Raw genomic sequence first — 16,974 nt, 5'->3', positions numbered from 1 at the left:
GGCAAAACCGACCGCGAGATCCGCCGCTGCCTCAAGCGCTACATCGCCCGCCAGCTCCACCGCCAGCTCGAAACCCCACCCACCCGGCCCAACACCCCGCTGACCATTGACAGCCCATAGGAGCGTCTGTGGTTCGGTATGCCCGAACCACAGCGTCATGAGTGGGGAAAGGGAGCGGGAGCCGGAGCGGTAGGCGAAGGGAGTGGAGGCGCGGTCAGGTCGAGGCGGCGCGGACCACGCGGACGACGATGGTGGTGCTGGCGCGGTCGTGCCAGCCCCGGCCGTCCGGGTCACGCAGCAGCGGCGGCAGCACCAGGGCGATCATCGCGGTGCGCAGCAGCGCCCGCGGGACGCCGACGTGGCCGGCCATGTCGGTCCGCGCGACCCGCATGCCCAGGGCGATGTGCCCGGGCGTCGCGCCCAGCACCGCGACCATCAGCGCGGTGATCGTGAACCAGGTCCCCATGATCCACCAGTTGGAGTCCGGGGACCCGATGGCGTCGACGCCGGAGAACAGGACGACCAGCAGGTACGCCAGGAACCAGTCGATGCAGAGCCCGCCGACACGGCGCCCCATCCCGGCCACCGAGTAGTGCCCCGAGGCCGGGAGCCCGAACTGTTGCCCGGGATGTCCGGCGCGCTGCGTACCGCTCCCGTTACCGGTGGATGAACCGGGGAGCCAGGACTCGATCCAGCGCGCCATGCGGCCTAGCCTAGGCCTCGGCCCGGCGATGACGCCGCCGCCTCGGATCGGACAACCCGGACAACTGTGATCGTCGTCGCGCCTCGGGCAGTTAACGTCGGCGAAACAGGGCATTGATGGGTGGGCAACACGGCACTCCTACCGTCGCCTCCGATCTCCACCAGCGATACCAGCGATCGAAGGAGCCCGAGAGAGTGTTCAGCAACGCCGAAGAGGTACTCAAGTACATCTCGGACGAGAAGGTCGAGTACGTCGACATCAGGTTCTGCGACCTGCCCGGCGTCATGCAGCACCTCACCGTCCCCGCCAAGACGGCCGGCGACCTCCTGGAGAACGGCGCCGCGTTCGACGGCTCGTCGGTCCGCGGTTTCCAGGCGATCAACGAGTCCGACATGGCGCTGTTCCCGGACCCGGCGACCGCGCGGATGGACCCGTTCCGCAAGCACAGCACGCTGAACGTCAACTTCTTCGTGCACGACCCGGTCACCGGTGAGCCGTACTCCCGTGACCCGCGGAACGTCGCGCGCAAGGCCGAGGAGTACCTGGCCGCGTCCGGCATCGCCGACACCGCGTTCATGGCGCCGGAGGCGGAGTTCTACGTCTTCGACTCCATCCGGTTCGGCACGGACCCGCACCAGGCCTACCACCACATCGACTCGGCCGAGGGCTGGTGGAACACCGGCCGCGACGAGCCGGGCGGCAACCTGGGCTACAAGGTCAACTACAAGGGCGGCTACTTCCCCGTCCCGCCGGTCGACCACTACGCCGACCTGCGTGCCGACATCGTCAGCACCATGCAGAACTCCGGCTTCGAGGTGGAGCGCGAGCACCACGAGGTCGGCACCGCCGGCCAGGCGGAGATCAACTACAAGTTCAACACGCTGCTCCACGCGGCCGACGACATCATGCTCTTCAAGTACCTGGTGAAGAACGTGGCGTGGCAGAACGGCAAGACCGCGACCTTCATGCCGAAGCCGCTGTTCGGCGACAACGGCTCGGGCATGCACGTGCACCAGTCGCTCTGGAAGGACGGCCAGCCGCTCTTCCACGACGAGTCCGGCTACGGCGGGCTGTCCGACACCGCGCGCTACTACATCGGCGGCCTGCTGCACCACGCGCCGTCGCTGCTGGCCTTCACCAACCCGACGGTGAACTCCTACCACCGTCTGGTCCCGGGCTTCGAGGCGCCGGTCAACCTGGTCTACTCGGCCCGGAACCGCTCGGCCTGCATCCGGATCCCGCTGTCCGGTGACAGCCCGAAGGCCAAGCGCATCGAGTTCCGCTGCCCCGACTCGTCCGGCAACCCGTACCTCGCCTTCTCGGCGATGCTGATGGCCGGCCTCGACGGCATCAAGAACAAGATCGAGCCGGCCGCGCCGATCGACAAGGACCTGTACGAGCTCCCGCCCGAGGAGGCCAAGGACATCGCGCAGGTCCCGGGCAGCCTGGGCGCGGTCATCGACAAGCTCGAGGAGGACCACGACTACCTGCTCGACGGTGGCGTGTTCACCCCGGACCTGATCGAGACCTGGATCCAGTACAAGCGGGAGAACGAGATCGACCCGCTGCGCCTGCGTCCGCACCCGTACGAGTTCGCGCTGTACTACGACGTGTGATCCGCCCGCGCCTCCCGGCGCGACGGTGACGTCCACGAGGGCCCGGCATCCCCAAGGGGTGCCGGGCCCTCGTCGTGCGCGGTCCAGCGTCGACCCATGATCGACTCCCTCCGCCCGCTCGACGACGCCGATCTCGACCTGCTCTACGCGCCGTGCTTGCGGGCGAGGTCCGCGATCCAGGTCGCGACGGTCGGGGCGACACGGTCGGGACGGGTGCTCCCGACGAGGACGGCGAGACGGGTCGACACGGTGTACCTCCGGAGGTGGGGGTCAGGACGTCGTCGACACTGACTCCGCACCCCTCCGGAACGGCTCCGGCGACCCTCCGGAAAGCCTCCGGCCCCCCGGACACACGTCGGCGCCGCCCGGGAGGTCCCGGACGGCGCCGAATCGCGGTCACCGCAGGTCTAGCGGCGGACCTTCTTGCGTCCGGTCACCTTGTTGTAGACCACCAGCAGGACGATCGCGCCGATGATCGATCCGATCCAGCCCGTCGGCTGGAAGCCGTCCCACCCGGTGAAGATGCTCGCCAGCAGACCACCCACGAACGAACCCGCGACGCCCAGCAGGATCGTCCGCAGGATCCCGATGTCGTCCTTGCCCGGCACCACGGCCCGGGCGATGAAGCCCGCCACGAGTCCCAGCACGAGCCAACCGATGATCGTCCCGATCATGTCGTTCCCTCCCCTGTTTCCGGTTCGTCCCTCGGACGGACCGACGCACCTTGTGTGACGATCTGACAGGGAGTGACCGGCGAGCCTCCGATCGAAACCTCGGCGCTCCGGTGCTCCCTCCGGCAGACCCCCGGCCCCGGACACACGACGACGCCGTCCGGTTCGGGAACCGGACGGCGTCGCAGGCCGCGAGAGAGGCGATCCGTCAGCGACGGACCTTCTTGCGACCGGTGATCGCGTTGTAGGCCAGCAGCACGATGATCGCACCGATCACCGAACCGAAGATGCCACCGATCGAGAACGACATGAACTGGCCGGCCCCGCCGCTCGACACGAGCGACCACAGCAGACCACCCACGAGCGAGCCGACGATGCCGAGGACGATCGTGGGCAGGATGCCCATCTTGTCGTTCCCGGGAACGATGGCGCGCGCCAGGAATCCGGCGATCAGACCGACGACGATGGCGATAAGAATGGTCCAGAGCATGACATGTCTCCTCTACAGCGACGGACGGAACGAGCAGAGGCCCGGCATACCGGACCAAGCTGCCACGGAGTGTCCGGTGAGCATCACGGTGAAACGTCCCGAATGGTCACCGTTCGGACCCGATCGGGTAGCCGCAACACGTCGCCACAGCCGGCGTGGTCCGACCGGAGTCGAGCGGCGGGACCACATGCGCGGCCACGGCTCGACCAGGCGCTATCGCCCGACCTGCTTGCGCCCGGTCACCTTGTTGTAGATCACCAGCACGATGATCGCGCCGATGATGGAGCCGATCCAGCTGGCGGGCTGGAAGCTGTTGAAGCCGGTGAAGATGCTCACCAGCAGTCCGCCCACGATCGACCCGACGATCCCCAGCACGATCGTGCGCAGGATGCCGATGTCGTCCTTGCCCGGTACGACGGCCCGGGCGATGAAGCCCGCGACGAGTCCGAGCACGAGCCAGCCGATGATCGTCCCGATAGTGCCCACGGTGTTCCTCCCTGAGTCCGGCTCGTCCGCCGGGCGGACCGCCGCCTGCATGCCGATCCGGCACCGGGCGGCCGACCGAGCGTCGACCGGATCAGTGACGCTATTCCGACCGGCGCGGGCTCGTATGCGGGAACTTCCCTGGCCTTCCGATCCGGGTCCCCCAGGTCCCGATCGGGGTCATCCCCGATGCATGAGTGAAGAATGCACCACGCAACGATTTCTCGCGACACGGACGCTTCGCGTTGACAACCCGGACGATCGACTGGTTCACTCACCTCACCGTGTCCCGCGTCACACCGCGTGGCGGCCCCAACCGGCCTGCACCACGCACCGTGGCGAGTCCGCCTGTCCCGGCGCGACGACGTACCCACCCCGCGCTCGCCCCTTCGGCGCGCGCCCACGCACGTGCACGACCCTTCCTCTCGGCGGCGGGGCCGTGTTTCCTCCGCGCCCCCGGGCTGACTCCGTCGCCCGGGGGTGCGGCTCGTCCGGACCTTGCCGGCGACGGCGGCGTTACTCGGCGCCGGTGACGCCGACCAGCCCGGCGGCCTCGATCCCGGCCAGGGCGGCGGCCTCGTCGTTCAGCGACGCGTCACCGGTCACCCCGACCGCGCCCAGCAGCGTGCCGGCGGCGTCGCGCACGAACACCCCGCCCGGCACCGAGAGGATCTTCCCGCCGGCCAGGTTCGCGACCGAGGTGAAGAACTCCGGGGAGTCGGCGGCGCGCGCCGCGATGGCCCGGTTGGTCATCCCGAGCGCCAGCACACCGCTCGCCTTCCCGACCGCGAGGTCCGGGCGCAGGAAGCCCGAGTTGTCCTGTCGTGCCAGCGCGACGATCGCGCCACCCGGGTCGAGCACGGCGACCGTCAGCGGGTTGAACCCCTGCTCGGTGCCGTGCGCCAGTGCCGCGGCGGTGATGGTCTGTGCCTGCTCGAGGGTGATCGTCATGCCCCGGAGCCTGCCATCCGGACCACCGCCGCGTCAGCGCGGGACCAGCGCCACCAACGGGATCGTCCGGATGCCCTCGACCTTGCGCTGGTAGCCGGCGAAGCCGCCCTCGTTGTCGGTGATCTCGGCCCAGAGCCGCTTCCGCTCGTCGTCGGGCAGCTCCTCGGCGTGTACCTCCATGGTCTGCACCCCGCCCTCGCCGTCGGCGACCTCGGCGGTGACGTCCGGGTGCGCCATCAGGTTGTGGTACCAGGCGGGGTGGGTCGGCGCGCCCGCCGCGGAGGCCACGACGACGGCCTTCCCGCCGTCGGAGAACCATCGGAGCGGGGTGACCCGCTCGGTGCCGCTCTTCGCCCCGACGTGGTGCACGAGCACCATCGGCAGCCCGGTGAAGGGCTCACCGACCCGCCCGTCGTTCTCCCGGAACTCGCGGATGACACGGCTGTTGAAATCCTCGGCCATGCGCCCGATCCTGGCATCCCCGCAGTGCCGCTGCTTCGGCCCTCGACCGCCGGGCCTCAGGCCGGAGCACCTCCCGGCGCGAACACCACCCACCCGGCGGTCGCCGTCGCAGCCACCGCGACGAGGAGGAAGAACGCTGCCCAGACGGCACCGGACAGCGGTGTCAGCTCGGCCAGCCGGTCGGCGTCCGAATGGCGCATCCGGCCGCGACGCCGCCCCCGGCGCAGCTCGGCGCACGCCTTCACCCCGCCGAACAGCAGGAACCAGGACAGCGCGGCCGCGAAGCCGGTCCGCAGGTCCTCCTCGGCGCGCATCGCGACCAGCACCAGCACCGCCCCGGTCACGACGACGGCCAGCCCTCCGTAGAGGTTGCGGATCTGCAGCAGCGTCGCGGCCAGCAGCACGACGCCGATCCACAGCATCGCCCGCGCCGAGTCGGCGGCGACCAGCACCGCACCGCCCAGCCCGAGCAGCGGCGGGAAGACGTAGCCGGCCAGGAACATCGCGACCACGCCGGGACCGCGCCCGGCGCCGGTCGAGTAGGTGACCCCGGACGAGTCGGCGTGCAGCCGGATCCCGGTCAGCCCGCGCCCGACCAGCACCGCGACGAGCGCGTGCCCGCCCTCGTGGGCGATCGTCACCGCGGTCCGGGTCATCCGCCAGGTCGGGTGCCAGGCGACGACCGCCAGCGCGAGCACGGCCGCCAGCAGCGACGCCGGGCGCGCCGCGACAAGCTCGTAGCCACGGGTGATCAGGTCGGTGGGGGGCACCGGCCCAGTGAACCAGCGGCCGTCGCGCCGTCTCCCCCGGCCCGCCCGGACACCCGACGGCTCAGGAGGAGTCCTCGGTCCAGCCGTAGAACACCCGCTCGACGACGGCGCGGGCCCGCCGGGTCACACGCCGGTAGTCGTCGAGGAACACCCCCGGGTCCCCGCCGGCCGGGTAGCCGAGCGCGGCGGCGACGGCGGCCAGCTCCCGTCCCGAGCGCGGGAGCTGGTCGCCGGGCTTGCCCCGCACCAGCATGATCGCGTTCCGGGCGCTGGTGGCGGTCCGCCAGCCCTCCTCCAGCTCGCGGGCGTCGTCCGCGTCGACCAGCCCGGCCTCGGCGGCCTCCCGCAGGCCCTCCAGCGTCGAGGTGGTGCGCAGCTCCGGGAGGTCGCCGGCGTGCTGGAGCTGCAGCAGCTGCACGGTCCACTCGACGTCGGCGAGCCCGCCGTGCCCGAGCTTGGTGTGCGTGGTGCGGTCCGCCCCGCGCGGCAGCCGCTCGGCGTCCACCCGGGCCTTGATCCGGCGGATCTCCGCCACGGCGGAGTCGGACAGCCCGTCGGCGGGGTAGCGGACCGGGTCGATCAGCGCGGTGAACTCCCGGCCCAGCGCCCGGTCCCCGGCGATCGGGCGGGCCCGCAGCAGCGCCTGGGCCTCCCACGTCTCGGCCCAGCGCTGGTAGTACCCCTTGTAGGACGCCAGCGTGCGCACCAGCGGCCCGGACCGTCCCTCGGGGCGCAGGTCGGCGTCCACCGGCAGGGCCGGGTCCGGGCTGGGCGAGCCGAGCAGCCGGCGCACCCGCTCGACGACCGCGGTCGCCCACTTCACCGCGTCGTGGTCGTCGACGCCGTCGGCCGGGCGGCAGACGAAGAGCACGTCGGCGTCGCTGCCGTAACTGGACTCGCCGCCGCCGAGCCGGCCCATGCCGATCACCGCGATCGCGGCCTTCGGCTCGCCCCCGGCGCGCAGCACCGCGTCCAGGGTGGACGCGAGCACCGCGTCGTTCACCGAGTTCAGCGCCGCGCAGACCTGGTCGACCTCGAGCAGCCCGAGCAGGTCCGCGCAGGCGATCCGGAGCATCTCGTGCCGCCGGTAGGACCGCGCGGAGGCGACCGCGGCCTCCGGGGTCGGTTGCCGGGCCACCGTGGCCCGCAGCGCGACCGCCACCTCGACCGGGTCGCGGGTCAGCTCCGGGCTCTGCACGCCCGACGAGATCGCCAGCATCCGCAGCACCTCGGGCGCGCGGGCCAGCAGGTCCGGGACCAGCGCCGAGGTCCCCAGAAGGATCATCAGGCGCTGGGCGACGGCGCCCTCGTCGCGCAGCAGCCGCAGGTACCACGGGGTCGAGGCCAGCGCCTCGGACACCCGCCGGTAGGCCAGCAGGCCGCGGTCGGGATCGGGGGCGTGCGAGAGCTCGTCGAGCAGCACCGGCAGCAGCGCCCGCTGGATCGACGCCGCCCGGGAGACCCCGCCGGTGAGCGCCCGCAGGTGCCCCAGCGCACCCTCCGGCGAGGCCCATCCCAGGGCCTTGAGCCGGGCGCGCGCCGCGTCCGGGGACAGCGCCGCGTCGGTCGTGTCGTCGACACCCTCCGTGGCCAGCCGGGACACCGCCGCCAGCAGCGGCCGGTAGAAGAGCTTCTCGTGCAGCCGGCTGACCCGGCGCGAGTTGCGCTGCCACTCGGCGTCCAGCACGCCGACGACGTCGCGGCGCCCGTCCGGCCGGATCCGCGCCGCGCGGGCGAGCCAGCGCAGCGCGTCGGTGTCCCCGGCGGCCGGCAGCAGGTGGGTACGGCGCAGCTTCTGCAGCTGCAGCCGGTGCTCCAGCAGGCGCAGGAACCGGTAGGACGCGGCCAGGTTCGCTCCGTCGTCGCGGCCCACGTAACCGCCCTCGGCGAGCTCGCCGAGGGCCTCCAGCGTGTTCGGCGAGTGCAGCGTGTCATCGGTCCGGCCGTGCACGAGCTGCAGCAGCTGGACGGCGAACTCGACGTCGCGCAATCCGCCGCGCCCGAGCTTGAGCTCGCGTTCGCGCTTCTCGCTCGGGATGTTGTCGACCACGCGGCGCCGCATGGCCTGGACCTCGGCGACGAAGTCGTCGCGGGCCGAGGCCTGCCAGACCAGCGGGGACAGCGCCGCGACGTAGGCCTTGCCCAGCTCGGGGTCCCCGGCCACCGGGCGGGCCTTGAGCAGGGCCTGGAACTCCCAGGTCTTCGCCCAGCGCCTGTAGTACGTGACGTGCCCGTCGAGGGTGCGCACCAGCGCGCCCTGGCGACCCTCCGGACGCAGGTTGGCGTCGACCTCGAAGCAGGCCTCCCCCGCGATCCGCATCATCCGCGACGCCAGCTTCGACGCGTCCTGGGTGAGCTCGCCGCCGGGCTCGGCCACGAAGATCACGTCGACGTCCGAGACGTAGTTCAGCTCCCGGCCGCCGCACTTGCCCATGCCGATCACGGCCAGCCGCAGCTCGTCGGCCGGTTCCTGCTCGGCGACCGCGATCGCGAGTGCCGCGGTCAGCCCGGCCTCGGCGAGGTCGGCGAGCTGCGCGGCGACGTCGTCGACCTCCATCACCGGCAGCTCGGGGTCCCCGACGGCGGCCAGGTCCGCCGAGGCGAGCCCGAGCAGCTCGTCGCGGTAGGCGGTCCGCAGCGCGCCGACGGCCTCGGCCCCGGTCAGCCGCGCCCGGGCGCCACCCGCGCTGCCGGGCGGTGGCGCGGCCGGGTCGGCCCCGACCGCGCGCAGCAGGTGCGCGGTGCGCCGGGCCAGGTCCGGGGGCGGGTTCTCCCGGTCGGCGGTGTCGGCGAGCAGCCGCCACCGGTCCGGGTGGGTGATCAGGTGGTCGCCGAGCGCCGTCGACGAGCCCAGGGTCGCGAACAGCCGTCCGCGCAGGCCGCGGTCGGTGCGCAGCGCCCGGTCGATCTCCGGCCACGGCCCCGTCCGGGAGAGCCGCTCGACGGCACGCAGCGCCAGCTCCTGGTCCGGGCTGCGGGCCAGCGCCCACATGATCTGCTCGCAGCCGGCGACCGGGCCGTCGGCGTCCCACCAGCCGAGCGAGCGCAGGGTCTCCCCCGCCGTCGAGCCGGTGAGTCCCAGCCTGGCCAGTGACGTCCCCGTCCGCCGTTCCATCACGGCGGACGATCCTGCCTCATCACGGGCCGGTCACGCGCACCGATCCTGTTCCGGCTACCCCCCGACGATCGCCGTCACCCGGATCTCCACCCGCATCGCCGGGAGACCGAACGCGGTCGCCCCGGTCTGGGTCCAGATCGGGGCGCGCCCGCCGAGCCGGGCGCGGAACTCGCGGGCCATCACGTCGTTGTGGTCCGGGCCGATCGCGGCGTCTCCCGGCGCGACCTTGTGGTAGGAGTTCACGTGGACGACGTCCGCCCAGGTCGCGCCCGCCTCGGCCAGCGTCCGGCCCACGTTGTCGAAGGCCTGCACGATCTCGTCCTCCAGGTTCTCGCGGACGACGAGCTCGTCGTCCCACCCGCCCTGGCCGGAGATCTCGACGCGGTTCCCGATCCGCACCGCCTGGCTGTAGCCCAGCAGCTCGAGCGCGGTGTCGCCGTAGCCCGGCGTGACGTGGAAGGTGACGGTCTCGTTCTGCTCGATGACTTCATGCATGAACTCAAGCTACAAGCGATGACTTCATCTGTAAAGTGATCGCGCACTGCAACGGTACGGAGGAACGATGACGACAGGGCCGGCGGACGCACCGGACACCGAGCCGCGCTGGCTGGACGCCGACGACAAGGCCGCCTGGACCGGCCTCGTCTCGCTGATCATGCTGCTCCCTGCGCGGCTGGAGTCACCGCTGCAGCACGCGCACGGCATGACGCTGTTCGAGTACCTCGTGCTCAGCCACGTGTCCGAGGCACCGGGCCGCCGGCTGCGGATGAGCGAGCTCGCGTTCCTCACGAACGGCTCGCTCTCGAGGCTGTCCAACGTGGTCAAGCGCCTGGAGAAGCGGGGCTGGATGGCCCGCTCCCCCGACCCGGACGACGGCCGCTACACCCTCGCCGAACTCACCGGCGCCGGTGTCGCGGTCGTCCGGGACGCGGCCCCGACGCACCTGCGCACGGTCCGCGACGTGCTCGACCGGCTCGACGCCGGCGACCGGGCCGCGCTGGCCCGGATCGCGGCGACGTTGCAGGTGCGCCCGGCCGACCTGATCTAGAGCACCGGGAGGTAGGTGGCCAGCTCGTGCGGGGTCACGTTGCGCCGGTAGGCGTCCCACTCGGCGCGCTTGTTGCGCAGGAAGAAGTCGAACACGTGCTCGCCGAGGTACTCGGCGACCAGCTCGGAGCGCTCCATGACGTCGAGCGCCTCGGTGAGGTTCTGCGGGAGCAGCTCGTAGCCCAGCGCCTTGCGCTCGGTGTCGGTGAGCGCCCAGACGTCGTCCTCGGTGGCCGGCGGCAGCTCGTAGCCCTTCTGGATGCCGGTCAGCCCGGCGCCAAGGATCACCGCGTAGGCCAGGTACGGGTTGCAGGCGGAGTCCAGCGTGCGGACCTCCACCCGGCGCGACGACGACTTGCCGGGCGAGTACATCGGCACCCGCACCAGCGCGGAGCGGTTCGCGTGCCCCCAGGACACCGCGGTCGGCGCCTCGCCGCCCGTGATCAGCCGCTTGTAGGAGTTGACCCACTGGTTGGTGACGGCGGCGATCTCGCGGGCGTGCTTGAGGACCCCGGCGACGAACGCCTTGCCGGTCGCGGACAGCTCGTAGGGGTCGTCCGGGTCGTGGAAGGCGTTGTGGTCGCCCTCGAACAGCGAGAAGTGCGTGTGCATCGCCGAGCCGGGGTGCTCGGAGAACGGCTTGGGCATGAACGAGGCCCGCACGCCCTGGGTGAGCGCGACCTCCTTCACGACGTAGCGGAACGTCATGAGGTTGTCGGCCATCGTCAGCGCGTCGGCGTAGCGCAGGTCGATCTCCTGCTGGCCCGGCCCGCCCTCGTGGTGGCTGAACTCGACCGAGATGCCCATCGACTCGAGCGTCTCGATGGCGTTGCGCCGGAAGTGCGGCGCGACGTCGTGGCTGGCCTGGTCGAAGTAGCCGCCGGAGTCGGCGGGGGTCGGCGGGGTGCCGTCGTCGGGCAGGTTCTTGAGCAGGTAGAACTCGATCTCGGGGTGCACGTAGCAGGTGAACCCGGCCTCGCCGGCCTTGTTCAGTGCCCGGGTCAGCACGTGCCGCGGGTCGGCCCAGGACGGCGAGCCGTCGGGCATCGCGATGTCGCAGAACATCCGCGCCGAGTAGTGGTCACCGGACGCGGTCTCCCACGGCAGCACCTGGAACGTCGACGGGTCCGGCTTGGCGACCATGTCGGACTCGTAGACCCGGGCGAAGCCCTCGATCGCCGAGCCGTCGAAGCCGATGCCCTCGGCGAAGGCGCCCTCCAGCTCGGCCGGGGCGACCGCCACCGACTTGAGATAACCGAGCACGTCCGTGAACCACAGACGGACGAATCGGATGTCGCGTTCCTCGAGCGTGCGGAGCACGAACTCCTGCTGGCGGTCCATGCGGCGGAGCCTAGGAACCCCGTGTTACACCGACGTTACCGGGGTACGTGGGCGACCCGGTCGAGGTCGCCCGCGCACCGCCTGCGGCGCACCGCTCAGGCGGGCGGCAGGGCGCACTCGGCCCCGTCCTCGGGCAGCGTCAGGTCGACCAGGTAGTCGATCGCCAGCCGGTCCACGCACGGATCTCCCTGCAGGGACGCGGTGTGCTGGTCGCCGTCGACCGAGATCAGCCGGCCGCCGAGCTGCCCGGCCAGGTCCACCCCGGCCTGGTACGGCGTGGCGGGGTCACCGGTGACCGACACCACGACCGTCGGCGGCAGGCCGTCGACCTGCGGGGTGCGCGGCTCACTGGTCGGCGGGACCGGCCAGTACGCGCACGGGTCGAGCGCCCCGACCGCGCCGCGGCCGCTGGACCGGAACGGCGCGGCCTCGTCGGCGCGCTGCGCCAGGTCGAGCGCCTCGGCCGGATCCGTGATCGGGACCCGGTTCACGCAGCTGATGGCGCTGAACGCGTCCTGCATGTTCGCGTACCGGCCCTGCGGGTCACGCTGGTAGTAGAGGTCGGCGAGCTGCATCAGGATGTCGCCCTGGCCGTTCGCCACCTGCGAGATGCCCTGCTCGGCCGCGGGCCAGAGCTGGGAGACGTAGAGCGACTGCATCACCCCGAGGGTGCCGTCGGAGAAGCTCAGGGTGCGGCCGTCGCCGGTCGGGACCGGGTTGTCGAGCAACGGCTGCATGATCGCCTGGAAGGCCTCGGTGGCCCGGTCCGGGTCGGTGCCGAGCGGGCAGTTCGGCCGGGTGGTGCAGTCGCGGGCGAAGTTGTCGAACGCGAGCTGGAAGCCCCCGGCCTGCGCCACCGAGGACTCGGCGGTCGTCTGCGTGGGGTCGACCGCGCCGTCGAGCAGCAGTGCCCGGACGTTCTGCGGGAACGCCTCGGCGTAGGCGGTGCCGAGCTCGGTGCCGTAGGAGAACCCGGCGTAGGTCATCTTCTCGTCGCCGACCACGGCCCGCATGACGTCCATGTCCTTGGCCACGTCCCGGGTGCCGACGTGCGCCAGGACGTCGGCACCGACCCGCTCCGTGCACCTCTCGGCGAACTGCCGGGAGTTCGCGTCGGCCGCCTCGACGCCCGCCGGGGACGGGTCGGCGAAGTCCTTGGTCCGCTCCTCGTCGAACTCCGCGTCGGTCAGGCAGCGGATCGCCGGCTGGCTGGCGCCGACGCCGCGCGGGTCGAAGCCGATCAGGTCGAACCGCTCGTTCAGCCCGTTCTCCACCCACGTCGAGCTCGCCTGGCGGGCGACGAACGACGTGCCCGAGGCCCCGGGCCCGCCGGGGTCGGAGAACAGCGAGCCGATCCGGTCGCCGGTGGCCTTCTTGCGCAGCAACGCGATCTGCATCGTGTCGCCGTCGGGATCGTCGTAGTTCGTCGGGACGGTGACCCGGGTGCAGTCGAACTCGGGGTTCGCGAAGCCCTGCGCGTCCTCCGCGGTGGGGGCGTAGTCGGCGCACGGACCCCAGTCGAGCTGCTGGTCGTAGAACCGGGCGAGCTCCGGTGGCGGGGCCGCGGTCGGCTCGTCGTTCCCGCCCGTCGCGCCCGAGCAGGCGCCGACGAGCATCAGGGTCGCGGCACCGAGCGCGGCGACCGCGGCTCCCCGCCCCGCCCGGTGCCGTCGGATCGGACGTCGGCCGGCACGTGGTCGGAGCAGTCCCGAGAGCATGACGGCGAGCATGCCACTGGTGTCCGACAGTCACCGACCGGGCCGGGTCGGCGCCGGGCGAAGATCGGGTACCGGGCGAGCGTCGGGTGAGCGTTCCCACACCCGCGTCCACCGGGGGATCCGCGCTGTCACCCTGGCGAACGCCACCGACGGCGAACCCGGGGACCCGTGATCTGCACGGGCCTCGAGGCACGGAAGGAGCTCACTGGTGAGCACACACCCTCAGGGCGAGGTCGAGGCGCCGTACCGGACGCCCACCGCCCGGCCGAAGCGCACCCGCGTCCACCACCTGCAGCAGTGGAAGGCCGACGGCCGGCGCTGGCCGATGCTGACGGCCTACGACGTCTACACCGCGGGGATCTTCGACGACGCCGGCATCCCGGTGCTGCTCGTCGGCGACTCGGCGGGCAACAACGTCTTCGGTCACGACAACACGATCCCGGTCACCGTCGAGGAGCTGCTGCCGCTGACCCGCGCGGTCGTGCGGGGCGCGCGGAACGCGCTCGTCGTCGCCGACCTGCCGTTCGGCAGCTACCAGATCTCCCCCGCCCAGGCGCAGGAGACGGCGTTCCGGTTCATGAAGGAGGCCGGCGCGCACGCGGTGAAGCTCGAGGGCGGCGCCCGGTTCGCGCCGCAGGTCGAGGCGCTGACGTCGTCGGGCGTACCGGTGATGGCGCACCTCGGCTTCACCCCGCAGAGCGAGCACGCGCTGGGCGGATTCCGCATCCAGGGCCGCGGCGACACCGGCGACCTGCTCGTCGAGGACGCGCTGGCCCTGCAGGAGGCGGGCGCGTTCGCCGTCGTCCTGGAGCTGGTGCCCGCCGACGTGGCAAAGCGGGTGACCGCCGAGCTCCGGATCCCGACGATCGGGATCGGCGCCGGCCCGGACTGCGACGCCCAGGTGCTGGTGTGGTCGGACATGGCCGGGATGAACACCGGCCGGGTCCCGCGCTTCGTGAAGCGCTACGCCGAGGTCGGCGCGGCCCTGCACGACGCCGCCGCCGCCTTCGCCGCCGACGTGAGCGGCGGCGAGTACCCCGCCCCCGAACACTCCTACACCTGACCGGCCGGCCCTTCCGCCCGCCACCCCGGCGCCCGACTCATGACGCTTCAGTTCGGCATTACCGGACCAAAGCGTCATGAGTCAGGTCCGGTTCGGGGTGGGTGGGGCTGAGGGGACCGGAGTGACGACGGCAGTGGGTGCGATCCCGGTGACACCGCCGCCGGCGCGGTAGCGGGCCAGCATGCGGTCCGCCGGGGTCTCCCGGCGGTCCAGCCGCTCGCGCAGCAGCGCGAGCCGGTCGAGGTGGCCGGGATCGTCGTCGTCGCGCAGTGCGGCGGTCGCGGCGTCCAGCACCGCCTGTGAGCCGGCCCGGACCGCAGGGTCGGACCAGCCGCGCAGCGCGGCACGCCGGTGCGCGGCGGCGTCCGGGGTGCGACGGCGACCGGTGAGTGTGTCGTCGCGCAACACCCCGGTGAGCAGGCTGAGCAGCGGGCCGAACAGCGCGGGGCCTGCGGTGGCCGGATCCGCGGGGTCCTCCTCCGCGATCGCCGCGACGGCGTCGAACGCCTTGAACTCGATCCGCCCGACCTCGCCCGGGATCCCCGCGTGCCGCACCAGGCTCGGGTCGGTGGGCAGCAGCGGTGCCCCCGGATCCAGGTAGGCCAGTGCGGCCGGGCGGGCCCCGGTCCGGCGCGAGGTGCGCGCGGACAGCCCGCCCCACGGTCGTCCCTCCCGGAACGGGGAGGAGAACGACCACGGCACCAGGAACGGGCTGTAGCAGGTGAGCTTCGCGGCGGCGTCGGCGAGCAGGCCCGCGTCGGTGCCCGCCTCGGGGAACGAGAGGTTGAGGTCCGGGCCCCACGTCAGCATGTGCAGGTGTGCGGTGCGCTCCTCGGGCGAGGAGGCCAGCACCGCACGCTCGTGGGCGTTCGGGGGCGGGTCGAGCCGGTAGGCCGCCCGCCACGGATGGTGACCGATCGCGACCGGGCGCAGCCCGTGCCGGGCCGCGACGTCGGTGAGCAGGCGGGCGTCGTCGGCCAGGGCCCGCGCGACGGCGTCGACCGAGTCGTGGACCTGCGTGCGGATCTCGATGCCCTTGGGGTCGAACCGGGTGAGCGCACCGTCCTCGCCGAGGCGCTCGTAGCCCTCGGCGTACCAGTGCTTGCGCCGTATGCCGGCGTCGCCGATCCGCAGGTCGGCCTGCCCCTCGGGCAGACCGGGCAGCTCGTCGACGACCGCCGCGACCTCGGCGTGGGTCAGCGAGGCGAAGTCCGCGAGCGTCCCGTCCGGGCGCAGCAGTGCGAGCTCGTGCTCGATCCCGTACCGCGCCGCGCCCCGCATCGATCACCCCCGGTCCGATCACCCGATACGGACCGTGAGAGTACCGCCGTGCGGACCTGCCCCCGGTGTGATCCGAACCTGCCGCCACTCACCCGTTCCGCCCTGGACATCCTCGCCGGGACCGGTCAGCCTGGTGACGGCGGACACACGCAGATCCGCCGGGAGCCCGGAGCACGGGAGGCGTCATGAGGCTGGGCCGCAAGCTCTCCGAGGGATTCGTCACCGATCACGAGGCGGACCGGATGGTCGCCGCACCGGACCGTCCCGCCGAGGACCGCGAACCGGAGCACGCCGAGCTGCCGACGACCGGGCGCGAGCAGCCTGCGCGGTCGGGGTCCCGCGAGGACTGATCGGCGTGGGCCCGTTCCGCCGCACCCCGCAGGAACATCCCGCCGGCCCGCTGAGCGGGCACAAGCTCGCGTTCCCGATGCTGTCCGCGGACGGCACGACCGCCGGGTTCAGCGGCGTGACCCTCGGCCGCGCGCTGGTGTACCGCACGGTCGACGACGCGGTGTGCGCGCACGGCTGCCGGCACTCGTGCCCGTCGCGCTGGTGCGACTGCGGTTTCTACTGCTTCCACGCCCTCGACGACGCCCGGGAGCTGGCCTGCGCTCCCGAGCACCGCGGCGCGGTGCTGCTGGAGGTCGCGGTGTCCGGCCGGTTCCGGCGCTACGAGCTGGGCCTGCGCTACTCGCGGCAGCGGGTCCGGTCGGTGCGGATGCGACCGTGCCGGTGCGGGGCGACCGTGGCGGCGCTCGCCGACACCGGGTCGGGGCAGCGTGGCTGGCGCCGGCTCGAACCTGTCTGCGCACGCTGTGTGGGAGCACGGCCGGTACTGGCCCCCGAACGGTTCGCCCGGCTGGCGGCGGTCACGCTGGAGCCCGACGACGTCCCCACCGGCCCGCTGCGGCCGGTCGGTGCACGCGGTCCGCTGGGTCCCGGCGAGCCCGACGACTTCGGCGCGGGCGTCGACTCCGCGTTCGACGACCGGGCCTTCGGCGACCGGCGGTTCGACGAGCAGGACCTCGAGGACCGGATGCTCGGCGACCGGGTTCTCGGCGACCGGGTTCTCGACGACTCCGCGTTCGGCGGTCCCGACCCCACCACGAACCCGGTCGCGACGGCCGGGGCCGTCGCGGTGCTCACCGCCGAGATGGCGCTGCTGCAGGCCCGGCTGGACGAGATGGCGCGCCAGCTCGGCCGCGTCGCGGCGCGCCTGGACGACCTGGAGGGCCGGGACGAGCCCTGACCGCGGCCCCC

17 protein-coding genes are annotated in these 16,974 nt (G+C 72.6%); 5 read left to right on the top strand and 12 right to left on the bottom strand.

The features are described from left to right. Window positions 1-214 precede the first annotated feature (214 nt). Window positions 215-703, bottom strand: a complete 489-nt coding sequence (locus WIS52_RS28770; protein WP_349301544.1) for an RDD family protein — start codon at window positions 701-703, stop codon at window positions 215-217. 194 nt (window positions 704-897) lie between these two features. Here WIS52_RS28770 and glnA (WIS52_RS28765) point away from each other — a divergent pair, with 194 nt between their 5' ends. Then, on the top strand, window positions 898-2,319 hold the full coding sequence (gene glnA, locus WIS52_RS28765; protein WP_349301543.1) for a type I glutamate--ammonia ligase: 1,422 nt from the start codon (window positions 898-900) through the stop codon (window positions 2,317-2,319). A gap of 407 nt (window positions 2,320-2,726) precedes the next feature. On the opposite strand, the gene WIS52_RS28760 is transcribed toward glnA (WIS52_RS28765), so the two are convergent. The 8 genes from WIS52_RS28760 to WIS52_RS28725 form a co-directional block, all read right to left on the bottom strand. After that, window positions 2,727-2,993: a GlsB/YeaQ/YmgE family stress response membrane protein gene (locus tag WIS52_RS28760; RefSeq protein WP_349301542.1), complete on the bottom strand. Its 267-nt coding sequence runs from the start codon at window positions 2,991-2,993 to the stop codon at window positions 2,727-2,729. A gap of 205 nt (window positions 2,994-3,198) precedes the next feature. Beyond that, complete coding sequence (locus WIS52_RS28755; protein WP_349301541.1) at window positions 3,199-3,480, bottom strand: GlsB/YeaQ/YmgE family stress response membrane protein; 282 nt, start codon at window positions 3,478-3,480, stop codon at window positions 3,199-3,201. A 213-nt stretch (window positions 3,481-3,693) separates the two neighbouring features. After that, a complete protein-coding gene (locus WIS52_RS28750; protein ID WP_379612320.1) occupies window positions 3,694-3,966 on the bottom strand; it encodes a GlsB/YeaQ/YmgE family stress response membrane protein in 273 nt (90 codons plus the stop codon). A 513-nt stretch (window positions 3,967-4,479) separates the two neighbouring features. After that, a complete protein-coding gene (locus WIS52_RS28745) occupies window positions 4,480-4,914 on the bottom strand; it encodes a GlcG/HbpS family heme-binding protein (RefSeq protein WP_349301540.1) in 435 nt (144 codons plus the stop codon). 33 nt (window positions 4,915-4,947) lie between these two features. Further along, window positions 4,948-5,376, bottom strand: a complete 429-nt coding sequence (locus WIS52_RS28740; protein WP_349301539.1) for a nitroreductase/quinone reductase family protein — start codon at window positions 5,374-5,376, stop codon at window positions 4,948-4,950. Between the two features lie 56 nt (window positions 5,377-5,432). Then, on the bottom strand, window positions 5,433-6,146 hold the full coding sequence (locus WIS52_RS28735) for a M50 family metallopeptidase (protein ID WP_349301538.1): 714 nt from the start codon (window positions 6,144-6,146) through the stop codon (window positions 5,433-5,435). Between the two features lie 61 nt (window positions 6,147-6,207). After that, entirely contained in the window at window positions 6,208-9,261 is a 3,054-nt protein-coding gene (locus WIS52_RS28730) for a bifunctional [glutamine synthetase] adenylyltransferase/[glutamine synthetase]-adenylyl-L-tyrosine phosphorylase (RefSeq protein ID WP_379612323.1), read from the bottom strand. A gap of 57 nt (window positions 9,262-9,318) precedes the next feature. Beyond that, window positions 9,319-9,759 (bottom strand): Rid family hydrolase, encoded by a 441-nt coding sequence (locus tag WIS52_RS28725; RefSeq protein ID WP_349301536.1) that lies wholly within the window; start codon window positions 9,757-9,759, stop codon window positions 9,319-9,321. A gap of 67 nt (window positions 9,760-9,826) precedes the next feature. Between WIS52_RS28725 and WIS52_RS28720 the strand changes: the two genes are divergently transcribed. Then, a complete protein-coding gene (locus WIS52_RS28720; RefSeq protein WP_349301535.1) occupies window positions 9,827-10,312 on the top strand; it encodes a MarR family winged helix-turn-helix transcriptional regulator in 486 nt (161 codons plus the stop codon). Here the strand turns inward: WIS52_RS28720 and glnA (WIS52_RS28715) are convergent. After that, window positions 10,309-11,652: a type I glutamate--ammonia ligase gene (gene glnA, locus WIS52_RS28715; RefSeq protein ID WP_349301534.1), complete on the bottom strand. Its 1,344-nt coding sequence runs from the start codon at window positions 11,650-11,652 to the stop codon at window positions 10,309-10,311. The genes WIS52_RS28720 and glnA (WIS52_RS28715) overlap by 4 nt on opposite strands. Window positions 11,653-11,747: 95 nt before the next feature. Further along, window positions 11,748-13,370: an alpha/beta hydrolase gene (locus WIS52_RS28710; protein WP_349301533.1), complete on the bottom strand. Its 1,623-nt coding sequence runs from the start codon at window positions 13,368-13,370 to the stop codon at window positions 11,748-11,750. Between the two features lie 208 nt (window positions 13,371-13,578). Here WIS52_RS28710 and panB point away from each other — a divergent pair, with 208 nt between their 5' ends. Then, a complete protein-coding gene (panB, locus tag WIS52_RS28705) occupies window positions 13,579-14,433 on the top strand; it encodes a 3-methyl-2-oxobutanoate hydroxymethyltransferase (protein ID WP_349301532.1) in 855 nt (284 codons plus the stop codon). A gap of 81 nt (window positions 14,434-14,514) precedes the next feature. Here panB and WIS52_RS28700 read toward each other — a convergent pair whose 3' ends face one another. Continuing rightward, window positions 14,515-15,714, bottom strand: a complete 1,200-nt coding sequence (locus WIS52_RS28700; protein WP_349301531.1) for a glutamate-cysteine ligase family protein — start codon at window positions 15,712-15,714, stop codon at window positions 14,515-14,517. A gap of 185 nt (window positions 15,715-15,899) precedes the next feature. On the opposite strand from WIS52_RS28700, the gene WIS52_RS28695 reads away from it, so the two are divergent. Together WIS52_RS28695 and WIS52_RS28690 are read left to right on the top strand one after the other, a co-directional pair. Beyond that, on the top strand, window positions 15,900-16,064 hold the full coding sequence (locus WIS52_RS28695) for a hypothetical protein (RefSeq protein ID WP_349301530.1): 165 nt from the start codon (window positions 15,900-15,902) through the stop codon (window positions 16,062-16,064). A 5-nt stretch (window positions 16,065-16,069) separates the two neighbouring features. Then, window positions 16,070-16,963, top strand: a complete 894-nt coding sequence (locus WIS52_RS28690; protein WP_349301529.1) for a hypothetical protein — start codon at window positions 16,070-16,072, stop codon at window positions 16,961-16,963. Window positions 16,964-16,974: the final 11 nt, after the last annotated feature.

This window comes from Pseudonocardia nematodicida (genome assembly GCF_040105385.1).
GTDB lineage: Bacteria > Actinomycetota > Actinomycetes > Mycobacteriales > Pseudonocardiaceae > Pseudonocardia > Pseudonocardia nematodicida.
This window is presented reverse-complemented; position numbering and strand designations above follow the sequence as displayed.